Annotated in this window: 36 protein-coding genes and 1 tRNA gene; 7 read left to right on the top strand and 30 right to left on the bottom strand. The window is 62.5% G+C overall.

Features of this window, described 5'->3' with window-relative positions:
- Positions 1 to 22 precede the first annotated feature (22 nt).
- The 6 genes from tolB (at position 23) to XCC_RS15620 (ending at position 4,464) form a co-directional block, all read left to right on the top strand.
- On the top strand, positions 23 to 1,342 hold the full coding sequence (gene tolB / locus XCC_RS15645; RefSeq protein WP_011038134.1) for a Tol-Pal system beta propeller repeat protein TolB: 1,320 nt from the start codon (positions 23 to 25) through the stop codon (positions 1,340 to 1,342).
- A 57-nt stretch (positions 1,343 to 1,399) separates the two neighbouring features.
- Complete coding sequence (gene pal, locus XCC_RS15640) at positions 1,400 to 1,918, top strand: peptidoglycan-associated lipoprotein Pal (protein ID WP_011038133.1); 519 nt, start codon at positions 1,400 to 1,402, stop codon at positions 1,916 to 1,918.
- Between the two features lie 6 nt (positions 1,919 to 1,924).
- Complete coding sequence (gene ybgF / locus XCC_RS15635; protein ID WP_011038132.1) at positions 1,925 to 2,743, top strand: tol-pal system protein YbgF; 819 nt, start codon at positions 1,925 to 1,927, stop codon at positions 2,741 to 2,743.
- Positions 2,744 to 2,787: 44 nt separating this feature from the next.
- Positions 2,788 to 3,471 (top strand): 7-carboxy-7-deazaguanine synthase QueE, encoded by a 684-nt coding sequence (gene queE / locus XCC_RS15630; RefSeq protein ID WP_011038131.1) that lies wholly within the window; start codon positions 2,788 to 2,790, stop codon positions 3,469 to 3,471.
- Positions 3,472 to 3,667: 196 nt separating this feature from the next.
- The gene (gene queC / locus XCC_RS15625) at positions 3,668 to 4,342 is read left to right on the top strand and encodes a 7-cyano-7-deazaguanine synthase QueC (protein ID WP_011038130.1); all 675 of its coding nucleotides are present in this window, start codon (positions 3,668 to 3,670) and stop codon (positions 4,340 to 4,342) included.
- Between the two features lie 46 nt (positions 4,343 to 4,388).
- Positions 4,389 to 4,464: transfer RNA gene (locus XCC_RS15620), tRNA-Lys, on the top strand.
- A 145-nt stretch (positions 4,465 to 4,609) separates the two neighbouring features.
- Here XCC_RS15620 and XCC_RS15615 read toward each other — a convergent pair.
- From XCC_RS15615 to XCC_RS15545, 16 genes are all read right to left on the bottom strand, one after another.
- Positions 4,610 to 5,809, bottom strand: a complete 1,200-nt coding sequence (locus XCC_RS15615; RefSeq protein ID WP_011038129.1) for a tyrosine-type recombinase/integrase — start codon at positions 5,807 to 5,809, stop codon at positions 4,610 to 4,612.
- Positions 5,809 to 6,030, bottom strand: a complete 222-nt coding sequence (locus XCC_RS15610) for a hypothetical protein (RefSeq protein WP_016851175.1) — start codon at positions 6,028 to 6,030, stop codon at positions 5,809 to 5,811. Before XCC_RS15610 ends, XCC_RS15615 begins: the two co-directional genes overlap by 1 nt.
- Complete coding sequence (locus tag XCC_RS15605; RefSeq protein WP_011038127.1) at positions 6,027 to 6,233, bottom strand: DUF7696 family protein; 207 nt, start codon at positions 6,231 to 6,233, stop codon at positions 6,027 to 6,029. Before XCC_RS15605 ends, XCC_RS15610 begins: the two co-directional genes overlap by 4 nt.
- On the bottom strand, positions 6,230 to 6,502 hold the full coding sequence (locus XCC_RS15600; RefSeq protein ID WP_164923346.1) for a hypothetical protein: 273 nt from the start codon (positions 6,500 to 6,502) through the stop codon (positions 6,230 to 6,232). Before XCC_RS15600 ends, XCC_RS15605 begins: the two co-directional genes overlap by 4 nt.
- Entirely contained in the window at positions 6,499 to 6,744 is a 246-nt protein-coding gene (locus XCC_RS15595; RefSeq protein WP_104600173.1) for a hypothetical protein, read from the bottom strand. The genes XCC_RS15600 and XCC_RS15595 overlap by 4 nt, the downstream gene beginning before the upstream one ends.
- Positions 6,741 to 7,016, bottom strand: a complete 276-nt coding sequence (locus XCC_RS15590; protein WP_011038124.1) for a hypothetical protein — start codon at positions 7,014 to 7,016, stop codon at positions 6,741 to 6,743. Before XCC_RS15590 ends, XCC_RS15595 begins: the two co-directional genes overlap by 4 nt.
- Positions 7,009 to 7,185: a hypothetical protein gene (locus tag XCC_RS22135; RefSeq protein WP_165442010.1), complete on the bottom strand. Its 177-nt coding sequence runs from the start codon at positions 7,183 to 7,185 to the stop codon at positions 7,009 to 7,011. Before XCC_RS22135 ends, XCC_RS15590 begins: the two co-directional genes overlap by 8 nt.
- Complete coding sequence (locus XCC_RS15585) at positions 7,178 to 7,588, bottom strand: hypothetical protein (RefSeq protein ID WP_011038122.1); 411 nt, start codon at positions 7,586 to 7,588, stop codon at positions 7,178 to 7,180. The genes XCC_RS22135 and XCC_RS15585 overlap by 8 nt, the downstream gene beginning before the upstream one ends.
- Positions 7,589 to 7,666: 78 nt before the next feature.
- Positions 7,667 to 7,930 (bottom strand): hypothetical protein, encoded by a 264-nt coding sequence (locus XCC_RS15580; protein WP_011038121.1) that lies wholly within the window; start codon positions 7,928 to 7,930, stop codon positions 7,667 to 7,669.
- Positions 7,927 to 8,205: a hypothetical protein gene (locus tag XCC_RS15575; RefSeq protein ID WP_164923345.1), complete on the bottom strand. Its 279-nt coding sequence runs from the start codon at positions 8,203 to 8,205 to the stop codon at positions 7,927 to 7,929. Before XCC_RS15575 ends, XCC_RS15580 begins: the two co-directional genes overlap by 4 nt.
- The gene (locus tag XCC_RS15570) at positions 8,202 to 8,420 is read right to left on the bottom strand and encodes a hypothetical protein (protein ID WP_104533278.1); all 219 of its coding nucleotides are present in this window, start codon (positions 8,418 to 8,420) and stop codon (positions 8,202 to 8,204) included. Before XCC_RS15570 ends, XCC_RS15575 begins: the two co-directional genes overlap by 4 nt.
- Positions 8,421 to 8,731: 311 nt before the next feature.
- A complete protein-coding gene (locus XCC_RS15565) occupies positions 8,732 to 11,419 on the bottom strand; it encodes a toprim domain-containing protein (RefSeq protein WP_164923344.1) in 2,688 nt (895 codons plus the stop codon).
- Between the two features lie 3 nt (positions 11,420 to 11,422).
- Positions 11,423 to 11,662, bottom strand: coding sequence for a hypothetical protein (locus tag XCC_RS15560; RefSeq protein ID WP_011038118.1), 240 nt, complete (start codon positions 11,660 to 11,662; stop codon positions 11,423 to 11,425).
- Positions 11,659 to 11,940, bottom strand: coding sequence for a hypothetical protein (locus tag XCC_RS15555; RefSeq protein ID WP_164923343.1), 282 nt, complete (start codon positions 11,938 to 11,940; stop codon positions 11,659 to 11,661). Before XCC_RS15555 ends, XCC_RS15560 begins: the two co-directional genes overlap by 4 nt.
- 22 nt (positions 11,941 to 11,962) lie before the next feature.
- Positions 11,963 to 12,274 carry an ogr/Delta-like zinc finger family protein gene (locus tag XCC_RS15550; RefSeq protein ID WP_074056808.1) on the bottom strand — a complete coding sequence of 104 codons (312 nt, stop codon included), beginning with the start codon at positions 12,272 to 12,274 and terminating at the stop codon, positions 11,963 to 11,965.
- A 6-nt stretch (positions 12,275 to 12,280) separates the two neighbouring features.
- Complete coding sequence (locus tag XCC_RS15545) at positions 12,281 to 12,535, bottom strand: DNA-binding protein (RefSeq protein ID WP_011038116.1); 255 nt, start codon at positions 12,533 to 12,535, stop codon at positions 12,281 to 12,283.
- 66 nt (positions 12,536 to 12,601) lie between these two features.
- Here XCC_RS15545 and XCC_RS15540 point away from each other — a divergent pair, with 66 nt between their 5' ends.
- Positions 12,602 to 13,030 carry a helix-turn-helix domain-containing protein gene (locus tag XCC_RS15540; protein WP_011038115.1) on the top strand — a complete coding sequence of 143 codons (429 nt, stop codon included), beginning with the start codon at positions 12,602 to 12,604 and terminating at the stop codon, positions 13,028 to 13,030.
- Between the two features lie 306 nt (positions 13,031 to 13,336).
- Here the strand turns inward: XCC_RS15540 and XCC_RS15535 are convergent, their stop codons facing one another.
- The 14 genes from XCC_RS15535 to XCC_RS22570 all read right to left on the bottom strand — a co-directional run bounded on the left by XCC_RS15535 (position 13,337) and on the right by XCC_RS22570 (position 24,261).
- On the bottom strand, positions 13,337 to 13,726 hold the full coding sequence (locus XCC_RS15535; protein WP_164923342.1) for a hypothetical protein: 390 nt from the start codon (positions 13,724 to 13,726) through the stop codon (positions 13,337 to 13,339).
- A gap of 79 nt (positions 13,727 to 13,805) precedes the next feature.
- Entirely contained in the window at positions 13,806 to 14,129 is a 324-nt protein-coding gene (locus XCC_RS15530) for an STAS-like domain-containing protein (RefSeq protein WP_157382238.1), read from the bottom strand.
- Positions 14,110 to 15,258 (bottom strand): hypothetical protein, encoded by a 1,149-nt coding sequence (locus tag XCC_RS15525; protein ID WP_164923341.1) that lies wholly within the window; start codon positions 15,256 to 15,258, stop codon positions 14,110 to 14,112. The genes XCC_RS15530 and XCC_RS15525 overlap by 20 nt, the downstream gene beginning before the upstream one ends.
- 85 nt (positions 15,259 to 15,343) lie before the next feature.
- Entirely contained in the window at positions 15,344 to 16,330 is a 987-nt protein-coding gene (locus XCC_RS15520) for a phage late control D family protein (RefSeq protein WP_011038112.1), read from the bottom strand.
- Positions 16,327 to 16,728 carry a phage tail protein gene (locus XCC_RS15515; RefSeq protein ID WP_011038111.1) on the bottom strand — a complete coding sequence of 134 codons (402 nt, stop codon included), beginning with the start codon at positions 16,726 to 16,728 and terminating at the stop codon, positions 16,327 to 16,329. The genes XCC_RS15520 and XCC_RS15515 overlap by 4 nt, the downstream gene beginning before the upstream one ends.
- Positions 16,729 to 16,740: 12 nt before the next feature.
- Complete coding sequence (locus XCC_RS15510) at positions 16,741 to 19,611, bottom strand: phage tail tape measure protein (protein ID WP_011038110.1); 2,871 nt, start codon at positions 19,609 to 19,611, stop codon at positions 16,741 to 16,743.
- Between the two features lie 29 nt (positions 19,612 to 19,640).
- Positions 19,641 to 19,754, bottom strand: coding sequence for a GpE family phage tail protein (locus XCC_RS15505; RefSeq protein WP_005922203.1), 114 nt, complete (start codon positions 19,752 to 19,754; stop codon positions 19,641 to 19,643).
- An 8-nt stretch (positions 19,755 to 19,762) separates the two neighbouring features.
- Positions 19,763 to 20,065, bottom strand: coding sequence for a phage tail assembly protein (locus tag XCC_RS15500; protein WP_011038109.1), 303 nt, complete (start codon positions 20,063 to 20,065; stop codon positions 19,763 to 19,765).
- Between the two features lie 45 nt (positions 20,066 to 20,110).
- Positions 20,111 to 20,620, bottom strand: a complete 510-nt coding sequence (locus XCC_RS15495) for a phage major tail tube protein (protein WP_011038108.1) — start codon at positions 20,618 to 20,620, stop codon at positions 20,111 to 20,113.
- A 30-nt stretch (positions 20,621 to 20,650) separates the two neighbouring features.
- Positions 20,651 to 21,817: a phage tail sheath protein gene (locus tag XCC_RS15490; protein WP_011038107.1), complete on the bottom strand. Its 1,167-nt coding sequence runs from the start codon at positions 21,815 to 21,817 to the stop codon at positions 20,651 to 20,653.
- A gap of 11 nt (positions 21,818 to 21,828) precedes the next feature.
- Positions 21,829 to 22,188, bottom strand: coding sequence for a GPW/gp25 family protein (locus XCC_RS15485; protein ID WP_011038106.1), 360 nt, complete (start codon positions 22,186 to 22,188; stop codon positions 21,829 to 21,831).
- Positions 22,185 to 22,748, bottom strand: coding sequence for a phage baseplate assembly protein V (locus tag XCC_RS15480; protein ID WP_011038105.1), 564 nt, complete (start codon positions 22,746 to 22,748; stop codon positions 22,185 to 22,187). The genes XCC_RS15485 and XCC_RS15480 overlap by 4 nt, the downstream gene beginning before the upstream one ends.
- A 78-nt stretch (positions 22,749 to 22,826) precedes the next feature.
- Positions 22,827 to 23,054, bottom strand: a complete 228-nt coding sequence (locus XCC_RS15475; RefSeq protein WP_164923340.1) for a hypothetical protein — start codon at positions 23,052 to 23,054, stop codon at positions 22,827 to 22,829.
- Position 23,055: 1 nt separating this feature from the next.
- Positions 23,056 to 24,261 (bottom strand): tail protein, encoded by a 1,206-nt coding sequence (locus tag XCC_RS22570; RefSeq protein WP_011038103.1) that lies wholly within the window; start codon positions 24,259 to 24,261, stop codon positions 23,056 to 23,058.
- Position 24,262: the final 1 nt, after the last annotated feature.

Here is a 24,262-nt window from a genome sequence, read left to right as displayed (position 1 = left end):
TCCTGCCCGATCCGAGCCGTCCATGAAGAAACCGCTGCGTTGGTTAGCTGCCTTGACCGCCCTGTTGCTGCCGCTGAGCGCGTTCGCGCAACAGCAAGGGCTCACTATTGATATTGTCGGCGGCAGCGCCTCGGCCACGCCGATCACTGTCGTTCCCATGCCGTACCAGGGCTCCGGTACCGCGCCGCAGACCGACGTTTCCGCCGTGGTCAGTGCCGACCTGGACCGTTCCGGTCAGTTCCGCACCCTGCCGGCCGCGCAGATCGTTGAAAAGCCGACCCGCGGCACCGAGGTGCAGTTCCAGACCTGGCGCACGCTCAAGCAGAACTACATCGTGGTCGGCCGCGTGATGGACGCCGGTGAGGGCGCCTATCGCGTCGAATACGAGCTGTTCGACGTCGCCAAGGGCGAGCGCCTGCTGGGCCTGGCAATGACCGCACGCGCCAATGCGATGCGCGATGTCTCGCACCAGATGGCCGACGCCATCTATGAAAAAGTCACCGGCGTGCGTGGCGCGTTCTGGACCCGTATCGCTTACGTGACCGCCAGCGGCAGCGGCGGCTCGATGCGCTATGCGCTGATGGTGGCCGACTCCGATGGCTACAACCCGCAGACCATCGTGCGTTCGGCCGAGCCGTTGCTGTCGCCGAACTGGAGCCCGGACGGCAAGAAGCTGGCCTATGTGAGCTTCGAGCGTGGCAATTCCTCGATCTATCTGCAGGACATCGCCAGCGGCGCACGCGAACTGGTTTCCAGCTTCCGTGGCATCAACGGCGCGCCCTCGTTCTCGCCGGATGGCCGTCGCTTGGCGCTGGCCCTGTCGCGCAGCGGCAACCCGGAGATCTACGTGATGGACCTGGGCAGCAAGCAGCTGACCCAGCTGACCAACCACTTCGGCATCGATACCGAGCCGACCTGGGCACCGGACGGCGGCAGCATTTATTTCACCTCCGACCGTGGTGGCCGCCCGCAGATCTATCAGGTCGCAGCCAGTGGCGGCAGCGCCAACCGCGTGACCTTCCAGGGCAACTACAACGCTACCGCCAGTGTCTCGTTCGACGGCAAGAAGGTCGCCGTGGCACAGGGCAGCGGCAATACCTATCGCATCGCCATGATGGATCGCAGCCTGGGTTCGCCCAGCTGGAGCACGTTGTCGCCGGGTTCGCTGGACGAATCCCCGAGCTTCGCGCCGAATGCCAGCATGGTGCTGTACGCCGCACGTGAGGGTGGCCGGGGCGTCCTGTACGCCGTGTCTGCCGACGCACGGGTCCGCCAGCGCCTGGTTCTGGCCGACGGTGATGTAAGAGAACCCGCATGGGGGCCTTACCGAACCGCGCATTAATGTTAATATTTCGCTGCGTTAAACCACTCATTGGCCCAGAGCCTCCATAGGTATCCCATGAACAAGTCCACCCGCGTCTTGCTTGTCTCCCTGTTGTCCGTTGCAGTGCTGGCCGGTTGCTCCAAGAAGGTGAAGGAAACTCCGCCTCCCGCAACTGACACCACCGCCGGTTCCACCGCTCCGACCGGTCCGTCCACCTCTGGCCTGTACGGCCCGGGCGACCTGGATACCGATGCTTGCCTGCGCCAGCGCGTTGTCTACTTCGATCTGGATCAGGACTCCCTGAAGCCGGAATTCCAGGCCATCATGGCGTGCCACGCCAAGTACCTGCGTGACCGTCCGTCCTCGCGCATCACCCTGCAGGGCAATGCTGACGAGCGCGGTTCGCGTGAATACAACATGGGTCTGGGCGAGCGTCGCGGCAACGCCGTGTCGTCGGCTCTGCAGGCTGCCGGTGGTTCGGCCAGCCAGCTGACCGTTGTCAGCTACGGCGAAGAGCGTCCGGTCTGCACCGAAACCAGCGAAAGCTGCTGGTCGCAGAACCGCCGCGTCGAGATCGTGTACACGGCTCAGTAAGAAGCGATGCGCTTTCGAGTGACATCCCTGTTCGTCGCGGCGGCCCTTGTGGTCGCCGCGCCGGCATACGCGCAGCGGGCCAGTCTCGCTGACCGTGTTGCCGTGCTCGAGCAGCAGCAGGCCAATAGTCAGGCCAACAACGATCTCCTCAATCAGCTGCAGCAGGCGCGTTCGGACCTGCAGGCGTTGCGGGCGACAGTGGAACAGCTGCAGCATGACAACGAGCAACTCAAGCAACAGTCCAAGGACCAGTACCTGGATCTGGACGGGCGTCTGAATCGGCTGGAAGGTGCGGGTGGTGCGGTTCCGCCACTGCCATCGGCCACCGGCAGCGTCACCCCAGCCCCGGCACCGGCCGCGCGGCCTGCAGCGGCGGCGACTTCCGAGAAGCCGCCCACTGTCCACGGCGACCCTGGCACGCTGGCCATCAGCAACGAAGAGCGCACTGCCTACAACGTGGCCTTCGATGCATTGAAGAACGGCAAGTACGACGATGCGTCGCAGCTGTTCCTCAGCTTTCTCGAGCTGTACCCCAATGGCGTCTACACCCCCAATGCACTGTATTGGCTGGGTGAAAGTTATTACGCCACCCGAAATTTCCAGCTGGCCGAGGCGCAGTTTCGCGATCTCGTGAGCCGCTACCCCACGCATGACAAGGCCGCTGGCGGCCTGCTGAAGCTCGGCCTGTCGCAGTATGGCGAAGGCAAGAACACCGAAGCGCAGCAGACCCTGCAACAGGTCGCTACGCAGTACCCAGGCTCCGACGCGGCACGCGTTGCCCAGGAGCGTCTGCAGTCCATCCGCCTCGGTCAGCAACTGCGCTGAGCCGTTTCGCGCTGGCGCCTTCGGGCGCGGCGCATACTTTGCCCATGAACGCCGCCGCCGTCCCCAGCGAGATCGTCCAGTCGCCGTTGCCGCGATTGAAGATCACCGAGATTTTCCTTTCCTTGCAAGGCGAGGCCGAAGCGGCCGGCTGGCCGACGGTGTTCGTGCGCCTGACCGGCTGCCCGTTGCGCTGCACCTACTGCGATACCGCCTACGCCTTCCATGGTGGCGAGTGGCATGACATCGACGCGATCGTGGCCGAGGTCGCCAGCCACGGCGTGCGCCACGTCTGCGTCACCGGCGGCGAACCGTTGGCACAGAAGCGCTGCCTGGCGCTGCTGCACAAACTCTGCGACGCCGGCTTCGATGTCTCGCTGGAAACCTCCGGTGCGCTGGATGTGTCCGCTGTGGATGCGCGCGTCTCGCGCGTGGTGGACATCAAGACCCCTGCCTCGGGCGAGGACCACCGCAACCGCTGGGACAACCTTCCGTTGCTGACCGCGCGCGACCAGATCAAGTTCGTCATCTGCAGTCGCGCCGACTACGAATGGTCGCGCGATGTGGTCGCCACGCAGGCGCTGGATCGGCGGTGCACGGTATGGTTTTCGCCCAGCAAGGGGCAGGTGAGCGCGCGCGAGTTGGCCGACTGGATTGTCGCCGACCGGCTGCCGGTGCGTTTCCAGATGCAGCTGCACAAGATCCTCTGGGACGACGAACCGGGCCGCTGAAACGCCGGCCGTACCGCTGCGGTGCATGTGGAGGCGCGGATTGAGTTGAGGTGAGCGCCGCGGTGTGTGGTGTGTTGCTTGCGCCGGTGCGTCAGGCGCAGAAGATGAAAAGTCTTTTGCCTTATGCGCTGCGCTACCGCCTCACCGACCGACCCTGCTAGCCTTTCCGCTTCTGTTGTCTACTGCCTGATCCGTCATGAAAAAAGCCGTTGTTCTGTTGTCCGGGGGCATGGATTCCGCCGCCGTTATCGCGCTTGCGCAAGAGCAGGGCTTCGCGGTGCATGCGTTGAGCGTGCGCTATGGGCAGCGCCATACCTCCGAGCTGGACGCGGCGGCGCGCGTCGCCGCCGCGCAGGGCGTGGTGGCGCACAAGGTGGTGGACGTTGACCTGCGCAGCATCGGTGGCTCGGCGCTGACCGCTGACATCGACGTGCCGGAGGCAGGAGGCGCGGGAATCCCGGTCACCTACGTGCCGGCGCGCAACACCATCATGTTGTCGCTTGCCCTGGGTTGGGCCGAAGTGGTCGGCGCCAACGACCTGTTCTGCGGCGTCAACGCGGTCGACTATTCCGGCTACCCGGACTGCCGGCCAGAGTTCGTGCGTGCCTTCGAGGTGCTGGCGAATCTGGCCACCAAGGCCGGCGTGGAAGGCGCGGGCCTGCGCGTGCATGCGCCGCTGCAGTTCCTCAGCAAGGCCGACATCGTGCGTGCGGGCGTTCGCCTGGGCGTGGACTTCGGCCTCACCGTCTCGTGCTACAACGCCGACGCCGACGGACGTGCCTGCGGCCATTGCGATGCCTGTCGTCTGCGCGCAGCCGGCTTTGCCGACGCCGGCGTGCCGGACCCGACGCATTACGCGATTTCGTCTTGACGCCGGTGTAGGGTAGAATGCGCACCCCGGCGCACAGTCGGGCAGTGGGCCGTTAGCTCAGTCGGTAGAGCAGAAGACTTTTAATCTTTTGGTCGATGGTTCGAATCCATCACGGCCCACCAATAAATTCAATGACTTAGATGGCGCCGATGGCGCCTTTTTTGTGCGTTTGGAAAAATTGTTGAAAAAAAAAACTGAATTTCATTGTTCCACGGCCCCACTGAGTCGCGCTGCAGCCACGAGTTCGGCAACTGCAGCGCTGTGCGGTCACTGCTTTTTCGGCGGACTCACGACGGGCACCTGGTGGTCGTAACGTTGAGTCATATGAGGCGACTTGTGCCCAGCGGCGTCTTGCTTGTCGGCGCGGTTCCCAACCGTATCGGTGATGCCGCGATGCTTGAGACCGTGCAGCGAGAAGCGCTGATCTTCCCTGATGACCTTCTCTCGAATCGCCATCTGCATCATCCGCTGCCATGCGCTGTCCAGCGCCCCTTTACTTAGGGGTGTACCTGACTGATTGACCAGAAGGCGACGTTTTTCGGGCTTCAGCTCCACGGGGCGGCCGCGCGCCGACATTGCATCTTTCCGATAGCCGACCAGCCACTGCCAAGCCTCCCTCAATTCGTCATTCCACGTGGTGATGTTGTCCCGAGAGCCTTTGCGCCGGTTGCTCCGGATCCCGACCTCGTCAGCATGTGCGTCAGTGAGTTCGGTGACCTCAACCCCACGAAGTCGCAGGTTGTAAGCCAATTGCATCACCGCATGTAAGTAGGGAGAGACGCTGCCAAGGCTGTGTGCCTTGAGCCGGCCGCGCTGGCGAGCGAAGTCTAAAATCGTGGCAAACGCATCGGACTCCGGCATTTTATGCTCGGCCAGCTCCCTCGCCTGCCGCACGCCCTTGGCAGGATTGTGGGCGCAAAGCCCGAATCGCATCCCCCAAGAGAACAACCTTCTGAGGAAACGCAGGACGTGATTTGCCTTGCTTGGACGGGGCTCAATCAATGGCTGCGACGCACTGGCGGAGCGTCCGTTTGCCAGCGTCTCAACAAGACGCTGGATCATGGGGATATTCATCCGCGCAACTTGCATCTTTCCCAGGGTGGAACCGTCCTTCAGCACGTAGCTGCACGCCGCAGCAGCGCATTGGCGATAGTCTTTCTGCGTCCCCGCCGCGAGTTCCTTGAACTCACTGGATGCGGCAATCGGCGGGGTGCCAAGAAAATGATCGCAAAGATAGGCCAGCGTCCCTTGCGCGCTACCTCCCCTAGCCGCTTCGACAATCGCATGCAGCTCGGAGAGACGTGCACTGGCAAGCGCAACCGTTCGCTTCGTGAGACGCCCTCCTTCTTTATGAGGCTCATACATGAACCAGCGGTTGCTCTCCCAATAAAGCCCTTGAGGAAGGGCTTGTTGGTCAACATGGCTAGGAATGGCTGGGTTGAACTTCCGTTTTCTACCGCGTCCCATCAGATCAGCTCCATGGCATTTTCTTGGTTGGCCGCAGGCTCGGCGATGCCAAGCGCGGCATTCACTGCGTCGATCGTTGTCCATATCCGACCCTTGCGGTCGTAGCGGTAGCGGATGCCTTCGCGGTCAGCCCAGCGGCAGACGACGGTGAGGCGTGGCGCCGGGCCGTCCGGCGAACAGATGCGCTGCAGGTCGACGAAATGCAGGATTCGCCCGGTCATAGCAGCTGCTCCTTCTGCCACTGCCGGCGGCTCTTCCATTGCTCGCGCATCTCGTCGCGCAGATCCTGCGCCGCCTGGTCGCCACGCTTGGCGGCGACCAGTTGCTGCAACAGGGCGACCGATCTGGCGTCGGTGTACCCCTGTCGCAGCCAGTAACGCGCTTCGCATTGGCGCCGGTGTACTTCTGTTTCCTCATCGCTCATTGGCCGGTGCCTCCGCGCAGGCGTAGGCCCAGCTGCACCACGTTGCTGTCGGCTGGCGCCGTCTGTCGTAGTACGCGGATGCGGTGCATCCGCTTCCATTCGGCCAGTGCCTGGTCGAAGGCGGAGTGCTTCTTGGTGCGGCCGCATCGACACTCAATGACGTGTCCGCCGCCGGCCTGCAGGCGACGGCTATCAACGATGTGTCGGCCCACATGACCGGCCCTGCAGGCGGGAAGCGGCTCAGGGTGCGAGATCTCGCGCTGTGTCATGCGGTATTTTCCTCCGCTGCCCCCGCGCCGTTCCGGATCGCTCGCTCTGCCTGCCGTAGGTGCGCAGTGGTGTCTTCATCGATCCGATCGAGCGCCTGCGCGATGGTGTAATCCATGTCCGCGAGCCAGTCGTGCCGGTTGAGCACCAGGGCAGCGGTCAACGCTTCCCCGGTAGACAGCGGACCGGGGCCGTCGTTGCGCTGTGCAGCGCGGGATACAGCAATGACGCGATCAAGGTTCATCGCAGCGCCCTCCACGCGGCGCCAACCCGCAGACGAGCCTCGGTGATCGCAACCGTTTTGACACGCATGCGCTGCGCAGTGCGTTCGGCCAGCGCCTGGTCATTGGTCAACATGACCACATCGTTCTGGCTCAGTTGCCAGTCCTCGCCCTTGCGTTGCAGTCGCTCGTCCAACTCCACCACGCGTTTAAGGCCGTAGGCCTGGCAGATCGCCTCGGCGTTGAGCGACTTGCCGCTGGCCATCGGCCCATAGACCACGATTGACTCAGCCATGGGCCACCATCCGGCGCACGGCCATGGCGCGACGGCGGCGCAGGCGCTGCGGGATCTGCCCTACGGCCAGCCCGATATGTGCGGTACGCGTCGGGCGCGAGATCCATAGGCGGTAGAGCAGCGCGCCGCCGATCGTCGGCGCAATCATGATCAGGACCAAATTAAGCATGCGCCACCTCCCGCGCGGCAGCAGCGATCGCCGCCTCGGCAGCGGCGGTCGGGCGGCGCGGCAGCATGTTGGCCAGGTCGAAAGGAAAATCCAGATCGTCCATAAATTTGGCCAGCGCATTGCTGATCCGGTGGGCCTCGCTGGTGAACAGGCGTGGGCCGCTGATCAGCTTCCATCCTTTGCCAGGGCCTCGGCGGCGCTCCCAGCGCTGGGCGGCACTGCTGTGCTGCCCCATGGTCAGAGCGGCTACCACCACGACTGCGTCGTGGGTGATGTAGAGCGTGGCGATCGCGCTGCAATCCTTGCCTACGGCTAAGTCGAAAGCGGCTTCGACGGGCGTGGTAGCCTCCTGGCCGGGTCCGGCACTGGAAATCTGCGAGCGTGTGACAGCGTGCTGTTGCATGTGGCTCTCCTCGAGCTTCGTTGATGGAAGGTCCAGGGGCGGTGTTGACGCACCGCCCGCCGGACCCGCTGGAACAGGTCAGATCAAATCGGCGCCGGTTGGCGGCTTGGTGGGTTCGCGCACGTGCCTGGCGTTGCAGGCGATGTCGAGCAACTCTTCGCGCATGAAATCGGCAACAGCGGCAATGCCGTCGTGACTGATCCCTGCGCGTGTGGCGATGTCGTGATTGAGGGTGGCGAGCAAGCTGGCTGCTTGCTGCACGCGCCACAGGCGGTCGTGTTCTTCTTCGCTGATCGTATAGTCGGCGTCTTCTGGATAAGCGGTTGCACGCACGCTGTTCATCGTGCGGCTCCATTCGCGCGCGCCTGTTTCTGCAGCCAGGTGAGCACGTCGACGGCAAGATCCACACGCATGCAGACATGCAGCCGGCCTAGCACGACGCTATGCGCATCGCCCCCCAACAACACGTCATCAAAGCCCGTTGCTTCGCAAGCGATCAGCACAGGCGCCACATCGTGTTGCGCGTCGGAATGCAGCATTGCCAGCACATAGCCTTGCATCATCTCGAAGCTGAGGATGACGCCTGGGCAGACGCGAAATTGCTTGTTGGCACTCATCGCTGCGCCTCCGCAAACGCGGTATCAACGGCAGCAATCGCGGCTTCAACGTCGGCAAGCGTGAGGGCTTGGATAGCCTTGCCAGTGCCTTCGAGGCGAGCCATCAGGCTCAGCCACGCGGCATGGTTCCATTCAAGGGTGTTGGCGATCAGGCCGAAATAGTGTGCGACCTGGCGCGCCGCAGACGCGGGCGCTTCTTGGGTGTCGTAGGACATTTTGGATTCCGTTTGTGGTCTGGAATCCGCCCACTTGCTGCCAAGCAAGGTGGCGGACGGTGCGGGTTGGCAGACCGGACAAACGGAACCGGCAGGGCCGAAGCCCTCCACGCACCGCCCGCCATAGAACTGGCAGGCATGCGCCCAACTCGACGTCGGGCAATAAAAAAGCGCCAGACATCGGTCGATGGGCGCTATTGCGCCGCTTGTATTCAGGCTGCCAAGCCCGGTCACCGATTGTGCGGCGACGTAGGAATACTCGCTCCGATCCTTGGGGCGTGTCAACGGGAAAATGCGGAAATCTGCGGTACTCACTTCGAGAACACCCAGCACTTCACGGTTGTGCCGGCGCCGAAGCCGTTGGTGAGCACTGCGCTGTTGACGGCGGTGTTGGCCGACACCAGCTTGTGCCGGCGCGAATCCGCCAACAGGCCGCGCAGCACCTTGAGATCGGGCACAACCTGACTGAACTGCGCCGCCTTGGCTGCGAACTGATTGAGGTTGATCGCGATGCGGCTGGCATCGCGGCTATGGTTCACCACAGGCTTGCCGTTGCCGGTGGCCTCCAAGTACTCGTAGACCTCCCAGAACTCGTTTACTTGCGCGTGGTCGGCGCTGATCGCCTTCTGCCGCTCGAACGCCATCTCCAGCAACGCATCGCGCGTGGCCTTGATCATCTCTTCGGGAATGGTGATCACCATGCGCAGGCAATCCAGCAGCGCCAGCATCTGTGCGTGGTTCTTGATGACACGCTCCAGGCGCAGATCCGGCTTCTCGCGCAGGCGCGCCTCGTAAAACTTCACCCGCTCGGCAAACTTCTCCAGGATGGCACCTTCGCAACGCACCGCCTTGATCAGGAAATGGCTTAGTTCTTCGACCTGCAGCGCGTTGAGGTTATCGGCCGCGATGCGGCTTTCAGTGGTGACCTGTGGGCGCTTGAAGTGCAGCTTTACGATGCGGGTGAGGATCGCTTCTGACGCATCGACCGCTGCGTTCTGACTAATCACGATCGTGCCGCGAAATGGCGGCTCGTAGGTGTCGTTGCCGCCATTTCGCACGCCGCGTGTCGCCAGGGTGCCGCCACCGAAGAAGTCCTTCAGTTCGTCCCACTCAAACGTCTTTGCGTGTGCCTTGTCTGGCTCGCTGCGGTCCGCTTCCAGCAGCACTACCGGCATACCGGAGATCTGTCCCATGGCGCGTGCGCGGCCGGCCTTGGACGACTTTGCTGGGTCGAAGCCCTCGTAGTCGGAACGGCCCAGCAGCTTCCACAGGAAGGTCAGCAACGTGGTCTTGCCGGCGCCAGCTTCACCAGTAGCTTCGAGGAACGGGAAGCTCTTGTGCCCGGCGCGGATCTGCTCGGCGAACAGTGAGCCGAACCAGAACGTCATAGCGACCATGCCGTGCGTGCCAAAGCACTGCCACAGCCACGGCAGCCAATCCATGCGGAACGCCTCTGGATCGCGCTGGATCTCTAAGCGGATCGACTTCTGCGTGCTCTTCAGTCGTAGCTTCTTGAAGCTGAAGTAATCCTCTTCGTTGGCGGTGACTACCTCACCATCGCGCACCGCGATGTCGCCAAGCAGATAGGCACGGTGTTCCTTGGAGTAGCCAACAAAGTCGATGGCCTCCACGGTCTTGATTGCCTCGGTCTGCTCTTCAATCAGGCGATCGAGCTGGTGCCCGCTACCGGTGAACATCGCACCGGCGGCCAGGCTGATCAGGCGCTTCTTGAACTCACTGGCGCTGGAGATATGGCCGCCTGTAAAGGTGCCTTTGACACTGTTCGCGTCGTGAGGGAAGTCGATGCGGAAGTAGTACCAGCTTTCGTCGGTGACCTCCTGGCGCTGGAAATACAGCGCTTCCGGATAGCAGTTGGCGATCTTGTTCACCGAGCACGCGGCACGGCGGATCTTCGCCAGCTTGTCCGGATCGATCTCGCTGTCTTCTTCCGGCTCCACGTCGCGCAGCAGCTTCTCGAATCGCACCGTGTCGAACTCGAACCAGTACAAGCGCGAGCGATACTCCAGCCAGAAGTCGGAAGCCTGGTTGTGGTCGTACATGAGCAAGCCCTTCTCGATCGCCGAGCGGGCCATGAGCAAATCGCCCTGATAGCGCGCTTCGGTCAGCGCCGCGTCCCATTGCTTCTGGCTGTCGCCGCCTGCCTGTGCACGTAGGTGCAGATCGTTCCAGTCGATCTTTTTGCCGGTGACCGGCTGCGCGATCAGCGCCGCACGGCTATTGAAGCCCAGTGCATCGGCGCGGCGGGCATGCTTGTGGGTGTAGTCGCGCGCGCCAGGCTCGTTGTCCAGGCCCCACACCAGCGTCGGCAGATTGCCGGCGCGTAGCTTCGCCAGCTGCCGCAGGGACTCATCAGGAAAGGCATTGCACGACATGGCGGACACGGCGCAGACGCCGTGCTGCAGCAGCGCGATCGCATCGAAGATGCCCTCGACAATCCACACCTCGGTCGCCGTGCGCATCAATTCTGCAGCCGCCGGCGCGCACCACCATGCTCCCGCGTAGCTCTTGCCTGGCGCGAAGCGCGCCTTCTGCTTGCCGAACCTGTGCGGCCGATCGATCAGGCGTTCCCACCAGCCGCCCTTGTCGAGCGCGAAGCGCACCGTAGCGGTGCCCTCCTTGACCTTGATGTCGTAGTAGCTTTCCTGCGTGTACAGACCACGCAGCGGCGCCAGCGCGAAGCCGCGCGAGGATTCCAGATAGGCGTCTGCCGATGCGGTTGGCGAGGCCTGGGTCATCGGAAAGCGCTTGGACCAATCGTCGAACAGGTCGTCGTACAGATCCTTGACGTGCAATTCGTGGCCGCACTTGGCTTCGCGGCCGCATTTGATGACCCACGGCTTCGGCTCGAAGGTGTAGAGCTCCTTCTTGCTGCAGGCTGGGCACACGCCGCCGCGCATGTAGCTGGTACCGCTGCGATGCTTGAGGCCATAGTCGCGCTCAAGTCGCTGCAGCACCAGTTGCCGTAGATCCTCCTGCATGGATCAGCCGCCCTTGCGCACAGTGGAGCGCAGCGCCAGCGCAGCCAGGCTCTTGCCGATCGGGCGCGGTGTGGTGATCACCTCGTAAGCACCGCCGCTCGCCAGGTGCGCTTCCACCTGCAGGCGCAGCACATCGGCCTGTTCCCGCTTCTTGTGCGGTGCCACGTACTGCTGGCTGGCTTGCGAAGGCGCGTCAACAAAGCGCGGCGCCTGGGCGGTAGCCCATCCGTTGCTCTGGCTCATGCGCTGATCTCCCGCGCAACGCTGCCGTAGTCCAGCAGTTCCATTGCCGCATCGGTCGCCAGCGCATGCATGGAGTGTGTGCGGCTGCTCATGAGCAGACCGCGCAGCATCAACTGCGCCACGGTGGCTGTGTCGTAGGTGCGTCCAACTTCGCGCTCGTGGTGGTAACGCGGTGCGTATTCGGCACCGGTTTTGGTCAGACCACCGCAGCGAACGGCGGATTGCAGGCACAACTGTTGAGCGGACGTAAGGTCCGCAAGCTCGATCTTGCCCATCATGGATGCCCCCTGAGGCTGAAAACTACGGTGCTGCGGCGTCTAGAAGATCCATCTGCGCGGCATTGGCAACCTCGCGGTACGCTTTGAGTGCCATCGCGCGGAGGTAGCCTGGTGTCGGCGGCAAATCGCTGTGCGCGTGTGGCATGCCACTGGGGCTGCACAGGCCCGTCAGTTCGGTGTGACCGGTGTAGCTGGCACCGCACACCGGGTTGTCGCAGACGTACACGTCGTTGCGAAGAAATCGGTGTGTGAGATAGCTACTGCGCTTGTGCAGTGAGGACCCACAGCCTTCACAAATGAAGACCGCTTTGCGTCGTGGAAGGACGGCTGACATGCCCGCCTAGTTCCGCGAGGATTTCGGGGATTGTGTGGCAGAATCCGGGTTCGGTTTCAGGCCCAGCAGCACTGCTGCGCGGTGTGTGTCTCCGAAATTCCCAACTGTTCTGCCAAGTAGCAAATCGCCCACAACATCGCGGCTCAAGCCATGTTTGCGAGCGAATGAAGCAATGGTGATGCCATTGGCACGAAGCCAGGTTCGAGCTTCATCTGTGGTGCGTGTGGGAGGTGTGGCAGTGGTCTTGCGGCGTGCAGGCATATCGGTGCTTCACGTTGGTGTACGGCAAGAATAGGGAACTTAAGTGCACCTTTCAAGGAGATTTTTGTGTCGGTTGGTTTGAGGTTGAAGCAAGAGCGCAAACGCATTGGTCTGACACAGACCGAGTTGGCGGAACGCTGCGGGTTGACGAAGCGTGCTCAGGTCAACTTTGAAAAAGAAGAGGGCGAACAGTTGCCCGGTGGTGCATACCTGCTCGCGGCTACTACGCTGGGGATCGATGTGCTCTATGTGCTCACCGGCGAGCGCAATGGCATCAGCGCGGATGAGGCACAGGTGCTGTCGGCCTATCGTGTTGCATCGCCAGAGATCAAGTTGGCCGTCAGCGCGGCGCTAGGTGCGGCGGTGAAAGCATCAGGCCGGCACAAGTTCGTGATGCATGCCAACGAAGTTGGGCAAGCGCTAAGCGGCGATATCAGTCAGCCCGGACTGACCATCAACCTGGGCGGAAAGAAAGCCAAAAAAAAGAGCAGCTAGTGCAGCTGCTAGTGGGACAGATGGTCTTGGGAAATTGGCCGTTATCGGCTATACCTGCCTGAACTGTAGAGCTTGCTAGCTCGCAAAGAAAAAACCACCGACTTCTAACCGGTGGCTTCTTTAGGTGTCGGCGCGTGGCTCCGTGCGTTCGAATAGCCGTCATCCTGACAGTTCGAGATGGCCTGACATCCCGGCGCAATCATGGCTCATTGACTGCTAAATCTATGTAGGAAAACTCCTAAAAACAAATAAGTTAAATAAGAATTCGCGAACCTAATAGGTGGAACACTTAAGAAAACAAGTGATTCAGGATTTTTCTTTCCTCGGAAAATTAAATGTATTCTCAATTTTCTCTGCAAGATTATGCATTTCAGTTAAAAGTGGATCTCTTGCTGGTCGTAGAGCGCGGCTTTGATTTTCGAAATCAGGATCGCCTGTTACAAGCTCATCCAAATCAGTCATCAACCTTCGGCATTTAGCCCCATCAGCTATATTTATGGTTGGAAACTTGCCGGCATTGCGTCGAATTCTTCGATACCCAGCTACTAGCAATGCTGCAGATTTTTCTGTGTTATTAATGGAGTCTTGGGATGTATAGTGCTCACTCGCAGCTGCGCACCATTCATGGAGTTCCTCTGTCAAATCTTCACGCCAGCGTTTCACATCTGCGGTCTTCCGTGCAGATGCCTCTCTCATGCGAGAAAGCCTGTCGGTGATGAGGCCTGTGAGTAGAATACATATAACTGTAAACCACCAAGGGGTCGCAACCATTAGATTAACGGGATTCCGCTGATGCTTCGCTTATACGAAGCCAGACTGTTTCAACAGCCTCAGGATCATCTTGAGCCAAGATTGTTACCCTGCGCTTTGCCTCGCTTATTCCAAGAATTTTACCAATCTCACCAAAAGCCTCATCTAAGAAGCCTGAGCTATAGCCGACTGTGCCGGAAAGGTCAAAAGTAACATGATCGTAACTATCAAGCAGGGGAATAGTGACTTTATTACGAAATTCTTCTCCTGAAAACTGGCCATGATCTTTCCTTCGCCCCCCTGGGAAGCGAGAAAAAGATTTGGCTACGTTAAACATGGTGGATTTCATGGTCTGAGTCAGCATGAGATATTGTAGTGGTCGGCAACAGTTGGGGTGGCTTTAGAGACCAGACCACCAAAGTTCCTGATAGTTCCGTGGGCATCGAACGTTCGACACTTTTCTGTCCTGTGGTCCATTGTACATCGCCATTGTTCGCCAGTACACGAAGAGTTCCGTTAAAGTCAAGCCTATCTACGAATGCTTTGAGCTTTTTCAGTCCGTGACCTCGGCGTTTTGAGTCGATTCTAGAGATGCGTTTTCGCACGGCGCGTGAAATGAAGTGACCATCATGCCAGGCCCCCAACTTGCCAATCACACTGCGGCCGAGCTTGCGCCGAATTGTAGAAGCAATGCCTCTACCTTGATCTAGGAAACTGAATGAAATCGATTTGTCTGTGCTATCTGAATAGCCGACCATCCACCATTCACGAAACAAATGTGCTTCAGCTGGACATGATTCGTTAAAAACGTATGCGTGCTGAAAGACATTGTCCATACACTCTACTAACGCTATCTGGAGACGGCGCTTATCTTGAGGTGAAAAAGTGAATTCAGTTTCAAAGCATGTGAGTAGGTCGTCAGCTACCTTTGCTAAGATCTTGTTATGCCGCTCAACTCTGATGTAAGTCCGCGAGTCGTAGGTCGCTGGAAGCTTGGGAGCTTTTATTCCTAATGATTTATAGAAACCTATTTCCGTCAAAAGATGAGAGACATCATGGTTTGCGGGATAAGTGCCGGTGAGCTGCGTCCTTGGTTCGCAGTAAATTCTACATCTTTGAATTTCCGCAAGCATCAGCATCGCTACTTCGGGAGACATAGATGTTACTGAAGTATGATCAAGCACAACCTTACGATAGTTGCCATATAGAGACGCAGATTTTATGCGTGCGATTGCGGAAAGAACATCATTTCTATTTTCGTCAGACGACAAATCCATTGTGGCGGGAAGGCGCACAAATTCAGTTCCACGCACTTTCCCTTTTAGTTTAAATTTATAGTTCTTCGTTGGTATGTGCTGGCCGTATCTGCCAGAAATATAATTGCAATCCTTTCTTTTAATATTTCGGCGCTCACGGTCCTTGGAGCGAACCGTGTGTTTAAGGCCATCCTTAGGGTCTCGATGCCCGGTCTTTTTCAAGTTACCCCTCCATAGGAAATATTTTTAACAGCTTACCAACAATTCCCGCCTGCCAACTATAGGGGGAATTCTTACTTCAACCGGCCTAGTCACTGAATATCTCAAGCTCTAGGTGGCTTTGGAAGCCGACTCTACTGACGGAATGAGTGGCCCGAGAGATAATCCACCCTTGCGAATCTATCGCTGGCTTGAATCCGCCGACCGTAACACTCTGCTCCGGATACAGCTCGGCCCTTCCAATCGCCAACGTGTAGTCGAACTTTGCCGTCCCACGCTTCACGCGTTCGAACTCAGCATGCGCATGCTGGCGTGCCGTTGCCTCATCTGCATAAGACTCGCGCAGGCGCTTGGCGTTGTCGTCTGTGCCGACCAGCACCGACTGCCGCCGCGCCTTGCCCTTGTCCACCCAGTACGCGCGCACGCCGGTGTAAGCATCACGGTCGGCGACTGAGTAGCGATGCTGATCACCATCGCGCCGCGTCAGGGTGACGGTAGGCAACGGCTTGCCGGCCGCTGTAGTGCCGGCGCCGATCGGCGCAAAGACCAACGCACCTCCCTTCACCGTTGCCACCGCATCAAAGCGCTGCCCCAAGCGGGTGAGCAGATTCATGTCGCTCTCGATGGCCTGGTCGAGATGGGGCAGCTTGGTGCGCGCCAGCGCCTCGGCCACGCGTGGCGTCAGCCCATGCTCGCCAGCGAGCGTGTTGAGCACTGCACCCAACGTGGTGTTGTGCCAGCTGCGCTCGCGCCGCGTGCGCATATCGGCGGTGAGATCCGCACTGCGCGCGCGCACGGTGATGATGTCGGGCGCGCCGCTGTACTCCACCTCGTCCACGATGAAGGTGCCTTTGTCGACCAGGCCGGTGGCTTTCCAGCCCAGCGCCACGGCCAGGCGCACGCCGCGTTTGGGCAGCGCCATCTTGCCGTCGTGGTCGTGGATGCGCAGATCCAGCTGATCGGCTTCGCCGCCACGGCATTCGGTGAGGGTGAGATCGAGCAGGCGCGGTGCGATGCGCTCGGTGAGGTCGGTGCCATCGAGCACCACGCGCCATTGCGGAATCGGGTAGCTCATGGGGCGGTCGCCTCGGGCGCAATGTCGTCGGTGCGGCGCAGGCTCAGTTGGAACTCGACCCGGCGTGGCGTGCCATCGGGGAAGAACAGCGAGGCCGTCTCGTTGACAGCCAGCAGCACATACGGCCCATAGACCCAGCCCGTGCCATCGACCAGCGGTAGCGGCTCGCCGGCTGCTGCGAGTCTGCGCAGCGTGGTCAGCGATCCACGCGAGCCGGTCAGGTCCGGCGCGATCAGACCTGACAGCTCGATGGTCTCATCGCCTGGACCCAGGAACTGGCTGGCCGCTCGCGCACCAACGCGATCGCTCGTGGCGTGGCGCCAACTCATCTGCCGCTGCAGCTGCAGATATGCGGCGCTATCGAGGGCAAACACAAACGTGCCGTAGGACATCATCATCGGGGTGGATCCTCAGTCGTCGCGCAGGCTGGAGCGGCGAGTGGCCGCCGTGCGCCGTTCGCGCTCTTCGATCTGGCGGGCGACTTCGCGCGCCAGTGCGTTCGCATCCATTCCGGGTGCGGCATGGACATGGATGACGTAGCTGTTGCTGCCTGCAGGCGCGCTGGCGGCCCGCGTAGGTGCCGACAGCGGCGCCCGGCTGTCGATCGCCGCCACAGGCGCTGTGGCCGTCGCCAGGGCCAGGCCGGCGCCCACCGCACGCATCCGGTTGCCAAGCGCCATGACGGCCTGCACAGGCGCGCCCTGGCCGCGCTGCAGGCCCACGGTGAGGCCTTGCATGGTGAAGTCGCCCAACTGGGCGAACACGCGCGAGGGGCTGTGGATGCCCAGCACGCCCTTGAAGCGATCGACCACGCCGGTGCCGACGCTGGCGATCGCATTGCTGGCGGCGCCGAGCTTGGAGCGGATGCCTTGAACAAGGCCGCTGATCATATCCGCGCCGGCCTGCAGCATCCGGGCCGGCCAGTTGGCCAACTGCAGGTTGATACCGGCCCACAGCTGTAGAAGCCCTTGGCGGATGCGATCGCCGTTGCCGGTGAACACGCCGACGATCAGCGACCACGTGCCCTGGACGGTTTGCCACACGCCGCCGAGGATCTGCTTGATGACCGGCAGCACGAACACGAACGCCTGCACGAGCCAACCGATCGCCTTGACCGCCAGTTGCAGCTGGGTGACCAGCACCGCGCCCAGGATCTGCCCGAAGCCGCGGCCGGCCTGGGTTGCACCGTGCAACTGCGCGGTGGTGGCCTCGAACGGTGTCAGCAGCTGCTTCACCCACGCCCAGGCCTGGCCCATCGCGGCGGCCACCGTGTCCCACACCGGGCCCAGCGGCGCGAGCGCGGTCTGCAGCTCGGCCAGCACCGGCGCGGCCACATCGACGATGCCTTGCCACACGCCGATGGCGAAGGCCTTGATCGGCCCCCAGTACTTCCACACCAGCAGCGCCACCGCCGCAACGGCTGCACCGATCGCCAGCACCGGCAAGCTGACGCCGCCGAGCACTGGCAGCAGCAGGCGCGCGCCGTTGGCGAGCATGGGCAGCACGCGGCCGCCGAACGACAGCGCCTGGCGAATCAGCACGCCGAACCCGCCGCCGCCCGACAGCAGCGCCACGGCGCCGTGGATCTGCGAGAACGCCATCGCGGCGACGCCGCCGGCCACCAACAGCCCGCCCAGGATCGTGACCAGCGCAGCGGCGCCGATCGCCACCTTTGCGATCGCGCCGACCAGGGCTGGATTGGCGCGGATCCACGTTGTGACCTGGCCGACCACGGCTGCGGTGCGCTCGGTCAATTCCTTGAACTGCGGCAGCAGGGTCTGGCCGATCGACTGGGACACCACCACGGCGGTGTTCTTCAGCAGCTGCAGCGAGTTGGCCGAGGTGGCCACCCGCGATGCGTACTCGGCCGACATCGAGCCGCCGTAGCGCTGCGCGTCGGCGACCTTGGCGAAGTTGCCCTGCAGGAGCTCCAGATTGGTCAGCAGCGGTGCGATCGCACCGATCGACTCGCGGCCGAACAGCTGCGTCATGGTCGCTGCCTGCTCTGCTTTGGGCAGTGCGCGCAGCTTCTGCAGCACGGACATGATTGCCCCGCCGGCGTCCTTCTGCATCACCTGGGCCATGGTGGTGGCCTTGATGCCCAGCTTGTCGAAGGCCTCGCGCTGGCTCTTGGTGGCCGACTCGCCCGAGGCCAGGGTGAGCAGCATGTTCTTGATGCCGGTGGCCGAAACCTCCGACTCGATACCCATACCGGCGACGGTGGCGCCCAGGGCCGCCAGCGGGCCGCTCTGCAGGCCGGCGACTTCGCCCAGGGCACCGATGCGGTTCACCACCGCGCTGATCTTGTTGACGCTCGCCGGGCCGGTGTTGCCGAGGTAGTTGATCTTGTCGGCCAGCACGACCACCTCGGCCTGGCCCATGCGAAACGCCGTGCGCCAGGTCGCCATCGTCTGGCCGGCTTCCTCTGCGCTGCTGTCGAATGCCACGCCCATCTTCGCCGCATCCTCAGCGAAGCGGACCAGCTCCTGGCGCGGGATGGACGCTTGGCCGGCGGCCGCCACGATCTTGGCGATATCGGCCGGCAGCATCGGTAGGCGCATGGACAGGTTCTCCACATCGCGGCCCATCTGGGCGAACTGCTGCGGTGTGCTGAAGTCCACGACCTTGCGCACGTCCGCCATGGCGGACTCGAATTCCATCGCATCGCTGATCGGCAGTGCGGAGGCGCGCAAGGCGCGCTGGCCGGCGAACGCCATACCCGCGCCGTAGGCGCTCGCTTGCAGGCCGGCGCCCTGGATGCGGGCGCTGCGGCGCTGTGCGGCGTCGATCGCCACCAGGCGTTGCTGCTGGGCGCGCAGGGCGGTGTTGGTGCTCTCGATCTCGCTGCGCAGCCGGCGCTCGTGGGTGACGAGCTCGCGGGTGCTGATCCCGGCCGTCTCCAGCCGGCCGCGCAGCCGCTGCAGGCCGGCTTCCTGTGCACCATGGGCGGCCTTGAGCTCCCGGGCAGTGCGCACGGCGCGCTCGAACTCGGCATTCATTGCTGCTGTGGGCGTGCCGGCCGCCTTCATCTGTTGGGCAAGCGTGCGCACCGACTGCCTCTGCGCATCGAGCGCGGCCTTGGCGCGCTGCGCCATAGCCACCTGCTCGCGGTAGGCGCCGATGTCGCGGTGTTGGCTGTTGAGCTGGCGCAGCGCATCACGCTGGTTGCGTAGCGCCGTGGCAACGCCACGGCTGCCATTGAGCACGCGGCGGAACGGACCGGTGGCGCGATCGACTGCGGCCAGGATGACCTGCAGGCGCAGATTGTCAGAGGCCGCCATTTAGGCGGCCTCGGGATTCGGGTGGGGCATCATTCGGCTCCGCTTCGCAGGCGGGCACGCTCGCGCCACGCCGTGAGTTCGTGCAGCGACCAGCCGTCCATTTCAGACGGCGGCCAATGGAAGATGGCCGCGATGTCGGCCATCGCATCCTCTACGCAGTCGGGAAGTCCGCTTCCCTCTGTGCCTTGGGCAAGAAAAAAACCTGCACCTCCTGGCCGACCGCCAGCAGGTCGGCCGGATCCATTGCATTGACGTCGGCGGTGGTCAGCGTGGGCGAGGAAATGCGCGGCAGCAGTGTTGCCAGGGCGGTGACATCCAGCTGCAGCACGTCGGTCAGCTTAAGGCCGCGCAGTTCGCCGGCACCGGGCTTGCGCACCTTGAGGTCGGTGATGGTCTGCTCGCCGCGCGTGATGGGCTGGTCGAGGGGAATAGCTGGGGAAAAGGTCGGGGTCATCGGTAGGTCTCAGGTCTGAGGCCTGGCGGCGCCAGGCCGGAAGGGTCAGGCGCCGATGGCACGGCGATGCGGGGCGAGCAGGTCCACGCCGTTGACGATCTCGATCATGTTCATCAGATCGATCTCGATCACGGTGGAGCCATTGATCATCAGCTTGTAATAGCTGGCGGAGGTCTTGACGGAGAACTCAGTGTCGTCGCCGGACTTACCAGTACCGGGATCAATCTCTTTGTGACGGCCGCGGACCACAAATTCGACGGCATCCACCGCGCCGCTGTCGTCGCGCTGGTAGGAGCCGGCAAAGCGCAGCTGCACGGCATTGTGCGTGGTGGCGCCGTACTGATTCAGCACGCTGCGCATCATGCCGCCGCACTTCCATTCGAGCTCGATCTTCTCCTGGCCGAAGTCGATATCGACCGGGCCATTCATGCCGCCGCCGCGATATTCCTCCATCTTGCGGGACAGCGTGGGCAGCTTCACTTCGACCACCTGGCCGAGATAGCTCTCACCGTTATTGAACAGGTTGAGCGCTTTGAGTTTCTTGGGCAAAGCCATGCGTTTCTCCGGGAATCAAAGGCGGGTGCGTTACGCGTTGACGCGTTCGGCGAAGTCGGCCAGGTAGCTGGTGGTGATCTTCTGGTACAGCTGCAGGTTCTCCAGCGGCGGCACCGGCGTGTAGTCGTAGTCAATGCGCAGCGCGCCATCGGCAAGCGTGGTGGCGCTATTGACCGTGCCGTCGAACCAGGCGGTGGCGTCGATCAGATAGCCGGATGCCTTCAGGTCGCGGAACTTGGCGTTGATGTCTTCGACGATGTCTTTGACCAGCGAGGGATGCATCGGCTTGTCGACGTAGAACGCCACGCCCTCGGCGATGGTGTCGGCCAGGACCTGCGCGGTGCGCGTGGCCGTCTCGAAGGCGAACATGTTGTCTTCGGCGCACGTGCGCGAGCCCCAGAAGCGCTGGCCGTTGAAGGTGATCAGCGTGGTGATGTCGCCCTCGTTGAGCACGCCGGCATCGGTGGCCGGATCCTGCAGATCCCAATGCACATCCTTGGAGATGCCGGTGACGCCGGCCACGGGCACGTTGGACAGACTCTTGTGCCAGCCCTGTTCGGTGTCGATCTTGGCGCGCAGACCGAGCGCACGCGCGGTGGCGTACGCGGCGGTCGTGGTGCTGGTGGTGGTATCGAAGGCCAAGAAGTCCGGCCAGATCAGCATCAGCTCGCGGTCGCTGAACTGGCCGCGGTAGGTGACTGCCTCCGCGACGGTCTCGGCGACCGGTCGCACATAGGCCATGGCGCGCAGCTTCTTGGCGATGGTCGCAAGCGCCTTGGCCACCGGCAGCGTGTCCAGGCCAGGGGCGCCCAAGATGCGCGGCCGCACGCCCAGCTGTGCCTGCGCGGCGAGCAAGGCATATAGGCCGGTGTAACCGCTGGACTTGGCCTCGCCGATGACGTTGGACGAGGTCTTGTCCGCGTCTTCGTCTTCGGCCACACGCACGACCACGGTCACGGGATTGGTCTGATCGGCGATGCCCTGCAGGGTGTCGCGCAAGGTGCCTTTGGTGCCGGCACTGGCGATGGCACCCAGCACGTCGGTGAGCATCACAGCCTTGTTGAGCGGGAAGACCTTTTCATCCGCATCGGACGCCGTAGCGACCAGGCCGACAATGGCAGTGGAGACGGTGCGGATGACGCGCGCACCTGCGCTGACTTCGATGACGCGAACGCCGTGGTGGTAGGCAGTGGACATAGGTTCCTCGATCAGGACGAGCGGAAGCGGAGCGGGATGGTCAGGCGCGAGCGCGCATTGGCGGGCGCAACGTCAGTGCGCTGGCCTTCGATGGTCAGTACGAAGCTGCCGGGTGCATCACCGACGACCAGGCCGACGCGCGTCAGCCGCAGGCGCGGCTCCCAGCGCATCAGCGCGGTAGCGGTGGCGCCGTAGAGCAGCGTGCGGGTGGCGCCGTTGAACGGCTGGTCAATCAGCTCGGGGAGCAGCGAGCCGAAGTCGCGGCGGTGCACGCGCGCTCCGACCGGCGTGGTGAGGATGCAGGCGATCGACTGGGCCAGGTGCTGCTCGCCCTCGATCACGCGCCCGGTGGTGGCGTCGACACCGATCACTGCGGGCCCCCGCTGAGCGCGGTACCGGCGGTCACGCCGGTGGTCTTGTGATGCTTGAGGCTGATCCCGCCGCCCACCACGTCGGTGTCGACGGTCGCGGTGCCGGTAATGCCGACCTCGCCATTGATCTGGGTGGCGCCGTTGACCGTCAGCGGGCCGTTGAGCGTGATGCCGCCATCGGCAGTAATGGACGCGGTGCCGCCGCTTGGTAGCGTGGCCTGCAGCGCATGCGCCTCGGTGTCGTAATGAATCTGCGCGCCATCGGCAAAGCGCAGCACGTGGAGCGTGTCTGACGCGGCAGGCGCGGCGAATTGGTCGGAGTACAGGCCGCGTAGCACCAGACCATCGGCCAGGTCGCCTGCAGGCGATAGCACCACGACTTGCTCGCCGATTGCAGGCGCTGACCAGATGATGGTGGTGCCGGCCAGCGTGACCACCCAAGGCAGGTAGTCGGTCAGCATCTCGCCGACCTGCACGCGACAACGTGCGTTGACCAGGTTCACCTCGGCGACGGTGCCGAGGCGAATGGCGTTACTCAGTGCGGAGGATGCGTTGCCCATGCAGTCATGGTCGTCGCGCGCGTGCAGGATGACACCGCAGTTGTGCTGTAGCTGCGTGATCTACGCAGCGCAGCGGTGCTACAAATTGGTAGGCGGCTCAGGTGTAATGACTTCGCGCTGGGTGAACTGCGCGTCGAAGTAATACAGCCCGTCGCGGCGATTGAAGTACATGCCCGGCTCGCAAACGGTTTTGTCTTGGACTGCGCGAAACTCGAAGCCGTCAATGGTGAAGCTGCTATCGGAAACGATGACGTTGACCACCACGTCGTTGCCGGTCTGGATCATTGCATAACGACCAATCGTCATCTCAGCACCACTCAATGAAAACGAAGCCAGGGCACCCGACGGCCCCATCCTTGCCGAACGTGCTTACTCCAGCACCGTTGGACACACCGCCGCCACCACCGCCGCCAGCGCCAAACCCATAGCCCTTGCGGCTAGCCGATGTGGTGTCGCCCGCACTGCGACCGCCGGGCCCGCCACCGCCAAACGCGCACGAGCCTCCGGTGCCGGCAGGGCCGTAGGGCGAAACCGCAGCAATAGATGCCGAGTCACCGCCGGCCGGATAGCCATCTCCGCCGGCCGCGCCGCCAACCTGATTAGCGCCCGTCAGCCCGCCGCCGCCGCCCTGACCTCCAGCCAGGGTGATGAGATTGCCGATGACCGTCGCCCCCCCGGCACTACCGGCGGCTCCAGATGCGCCATCCGTCCGTGAGCCTGCGCCAGCTGATCCACCGGCACCGATGACGATCGGATGGCTGACGCCAGGTGTGACCGCAAAGCGCACGCGCTGAATCGACTGCCCAGCGCCTCCGCCGCCCCCGCCAGTTGCGGTGTAGACCCCCGACCCATTGGACTTCTCGGCGCGGGTTCCACCGCCACCGCCACCACCTCCGCCGGCACATGCGCTCACGTAGATCGCCGTCACCCCTGCCGGGACCGCAAAGGTGCCGGATGCCTCAAAGCGCGCACAGCCGCTGCGGCTGTCGATCGCGGCTTTCAGTGCGTCCGGTGTGACGGCACGTTGTGCATCCGTGCCTGCGATGGCCTCAACACGTGTGGCGAGTTCGACAATGCCTTCCTTCTCGGTGGTGGCAGCCGGATTGGTGAAGTTGGCATTGCCAAACGTCACCGAAGACACCGTGACCCCAGAAAACAGGATGTCGGCGGACATCAGCAGATCCGAGGCGGCGGCCTTCTCCATGATCAGCTCGGGCTGGGAATAGCTGCCCAGCAGCGTGCCGTTTTCCAAGTACAGCCCAAAGCCGCGAACCTCATAGGTTGCCCGGCTCGTGTCGCTGACAGTGACGTGGATGGTGGTGGACGACGTGGTGCCGCCCGAGATGCTGGAGAGCGTCAGGTGCTGGCCTGGGACTGTCTTCAGGTCTTCCGTTGCAGCGAATGCCGCCGCCGTAAAACCGATGCTGGTCACCTTGACGGCGTTGGTGCCGTTCTTCTCGGCGTTGATCAGCGCCGCGCGACCGGCGGTGGTGAGGATGAGTTGTAATGCCATA

This window comes from Xanthomonas campestris pv. campestris str. ATCC 33913 (assembly GCF_000007145.1).
Lineage (GTDB): Bacteria > Pseudomonadota > Gammaproteobacteria > Xanthomonadales > Xanthomonadaceae > Xanthomonas > Xanthomonas campestris.
This window is presented reverse-complemented; position numbering and strand designations above follow the sequence as displayed.

Excerpts from the sequence above, each read along its gene's own strand:
- XCC_RS15580 (WP_011038121.1), bottom strand. The coding sequence starts at position 7,930 with ATGAACAGCGTGCGTGCAACCGCTTATCCAGAAGACGCCGACTATACG.
- XCC_RS15515 (WP_011038111.1), bottom strand. The coding sequence starts at position 16,728 with ATGATGATGTCCTACGGCACGTTTGTGTTTGCCCTCGATAGCGCCGCA.
- XCC_RS15560 (WP_011038118.1), bottom strand. The coding sequence starts at position 11,662 with ATGAGCCAGAGCAACGGATGGGCTACCGCCCAGGCGCCGCGCTTTGTT.
- XCC_RS15475 (WP_164923340.1), bottom strand. The coding sequence starts at position 23,054 with ATGACGATTGGTCGTTATGCAATGATCCAGACCGGCAACGACGTGGTG.
- tolB (WP_011038134.1), top strand. The coding sequence starts at position 23 with ATGAAGAAACCGCTGCGTTGGTTAGCTGCCTTGACCGCCCTGTTGCTG.
- XCC_RS15510 (WP_011038110.1), bottom strand. The coding sequence starts at position 19,611 with ATGGCGGCCTCTGACAATCTGCGCCTGCAGGTCATCCTGGCCGCAGTC.
- XCC_RS15595 (WP_104600173.1), bottom strand. The coding sequence starts at position 6,744 with ATGAACCTTGATCGCGTCATTGCTGTATCCCGCGCTGCACAGCGCAAC.
- pal (WP_011038133.1), top strand. The coding sequence starts at position 1,400 with ATGAACAAGTCCACCCGCGTCTTGCTTGTCTCCCTGTTGTCCGTTGCA.
- XCC_RS15590 (WP_011038124.1), bottom strand. The coding sequence starts at position 7,016 with ATGGCTGAGTCAATCGTGGTCTATGGGCCGATGGCCAGCGGCAAGTCG.
- XCC_RS15550 (WP_074056808.1), bottom strand. The coding sequence starts at position 12,274 with ATGTCAGCCGTCCTTCCACGACGCAAAGCGGTCTTCATTTGTGAAGGC.
- XCC_RS15505 (WP_005922203.1), bottom strand. The coding sequence starts at position 19,754 with ATGGCCGACATCGCGGCCATCTTCCATTGGCCGCCGTCTGAAATGGAC.
- XCC_RS15480 (WP_011038105.1), bottom strand. The coding sequence starts at position 22,748 with ATGGGCAACGCATCCTCCGCACTGAGTAACGCCATTCGCCTCGGCACC.
- XCC_RS15570 (WP_104533278.1), bottom strand. The coding sequence starts at position 8,420 with ATGTCCTACGACACCCAAGAAGCGCCCGCGTCTGCGGCGCGCCAGGTC.
- XCC_RS15565 (WP_164923344.1), bottom strand. The coding sequence starts at position 11,419 with ATGCAGGAGGATCTACGGCAACTGGTGCTGCAGCGACTTGAGCGCGAC.
- XCC_RS15530 (WP_157382238.1), bottom strand. The coding sequence starts at position 14,129 with ATGAAATCCACCATGTTTAACGTAGCCAAATCTTTTTCTCGCTTCCCA.
- XCC_RS15520 (WP_011038112.1), bottom strand. The coding sequence starts at position 16,330 with ATGAGCTACCCGATTCCGCAATGGCGCGTGGTGCTCGATGGCACCGAC.
- XCC_RS15605 (WP_011038127.1), bottom strand. The coding sequence starts at position 6,233 with ATGAGCGATGAGGAAACAGAAGTACACCGGCGCCAATGCGAAGCGCGT.
- XCC_RS15585 (WP_011038122.1), bottom strand. The coding sequence starts at position 7,588 with ATGCAACAGCACGCTGTCACACGCTCGCAGATTTCCAGTGCCGGACCC.
- XCC_RS15495 (WP_011038108.1), bottom strand. The coding sequence starts at position 20,620 with ATGGCTTTGCCCAAGAAACTCAAAGCGCTCAACCTGTTCAATAACGGT.
- XCC_RS22570 (WP_011038103.1), bottom strand. The coding sequence starts at position 24,261 with ATGGCATTACAACTCATCCTCACCACCGCCGGTCGCGCGGCGCTGATC.
- queE (WP_011038131.1), top strand. The coding sequence starts at position 2,788 with ATGAACGCCGCCGCCGTCCCCAGCGAGATCGTCCAGTCGCCGTTGCCG.
- XCC_RS15490 (WP_011038107.1), bottom strand. The coding sequence starts at position 21,817 with ATGTCCACTGCCTACCACCACGGCGTTCGCGTCATCGAAGTCAGCGCA.
- XCC_RS15615 (WP_011038129.1), bottom strand. The coding sequence starts at position 5,809 with ATGGGACGCGGTAGAAAACGGAAGTTCAACCCAGCCATTCCTAGCCAT.
- XCC_RS15600 (WP_164923346.1), bottom strand. The coding sequence starts at position 6,502 with ATGACACAGCGCGAGATCTCGCACCCTGAGCCGCTTCCCGCCTGCAGG.
- XCC_RS15545 (WP_011038116.1), bottom strand. The coding sequence starts at position 12,535 with ATGCCTGCACGCCGCAAGACCACTGCCACACCTCCCACACGCACCACA.
- XCC_RS15555 (WP_164923343.1), bottom strand. The coding sequence starts at position 11,940 with ATGATGGGCAAGATCGAGCTTGCGGACCTTACGTCCGCTCAACAGTTG.
- queC (WP_011038130.1), top strand. The coding sequence starts at position 3,668 with ATGAAAAAAGCCGTTGTTCTGTTGTCCGGGGGCATGGATTCCGCCGCC.
- XCC_RS15535 (WP_164923342.1), bottom strand. The coding sequence starts at position 13,726 with ATGAGAGAGGCATCTGCACGGAAGACCGCAGATGTGAAACGCTGGCGT.
- ybgF (WP_011038132.1), top strand. The coding sequence starts at position 1,925 with ATGCGCTTTCGAGTGACATCCCTGTTCGTCGCGGCGGCCCTTGTGGTC.
- XCC_RS15575 (WP_164923345.1), bottom strand. The coding sequence starts at position 8,205 with ATGAGTGCCAACAAGCAATTTCGCGTCTGCCCAGGCGTCATCCTCAGC.
- XCC_RS15500 (WP_011038109.1), bottom strand. The coding sequence starts at position 20,065 with ATGACCCCGACCTTTTCCCCAGCTATTCCCCTCGACCAGCCCATCACG.
- XCC_RS22135 (WP_165442010.1), bottom strand. The coding sequence starts at position 7,185 with ATGCTTAATTTGGTCCTGATCATGATTGCGCCGACGATCGGCGGCGCG.
- XCC_RS15610 (WP_016851175.1), bottom strand. The coding sequence starts at position 6,030 with ATGACCGGGCGAATCCTGCATTTCGTCGACCTGCAGCGCATCTGTTCG.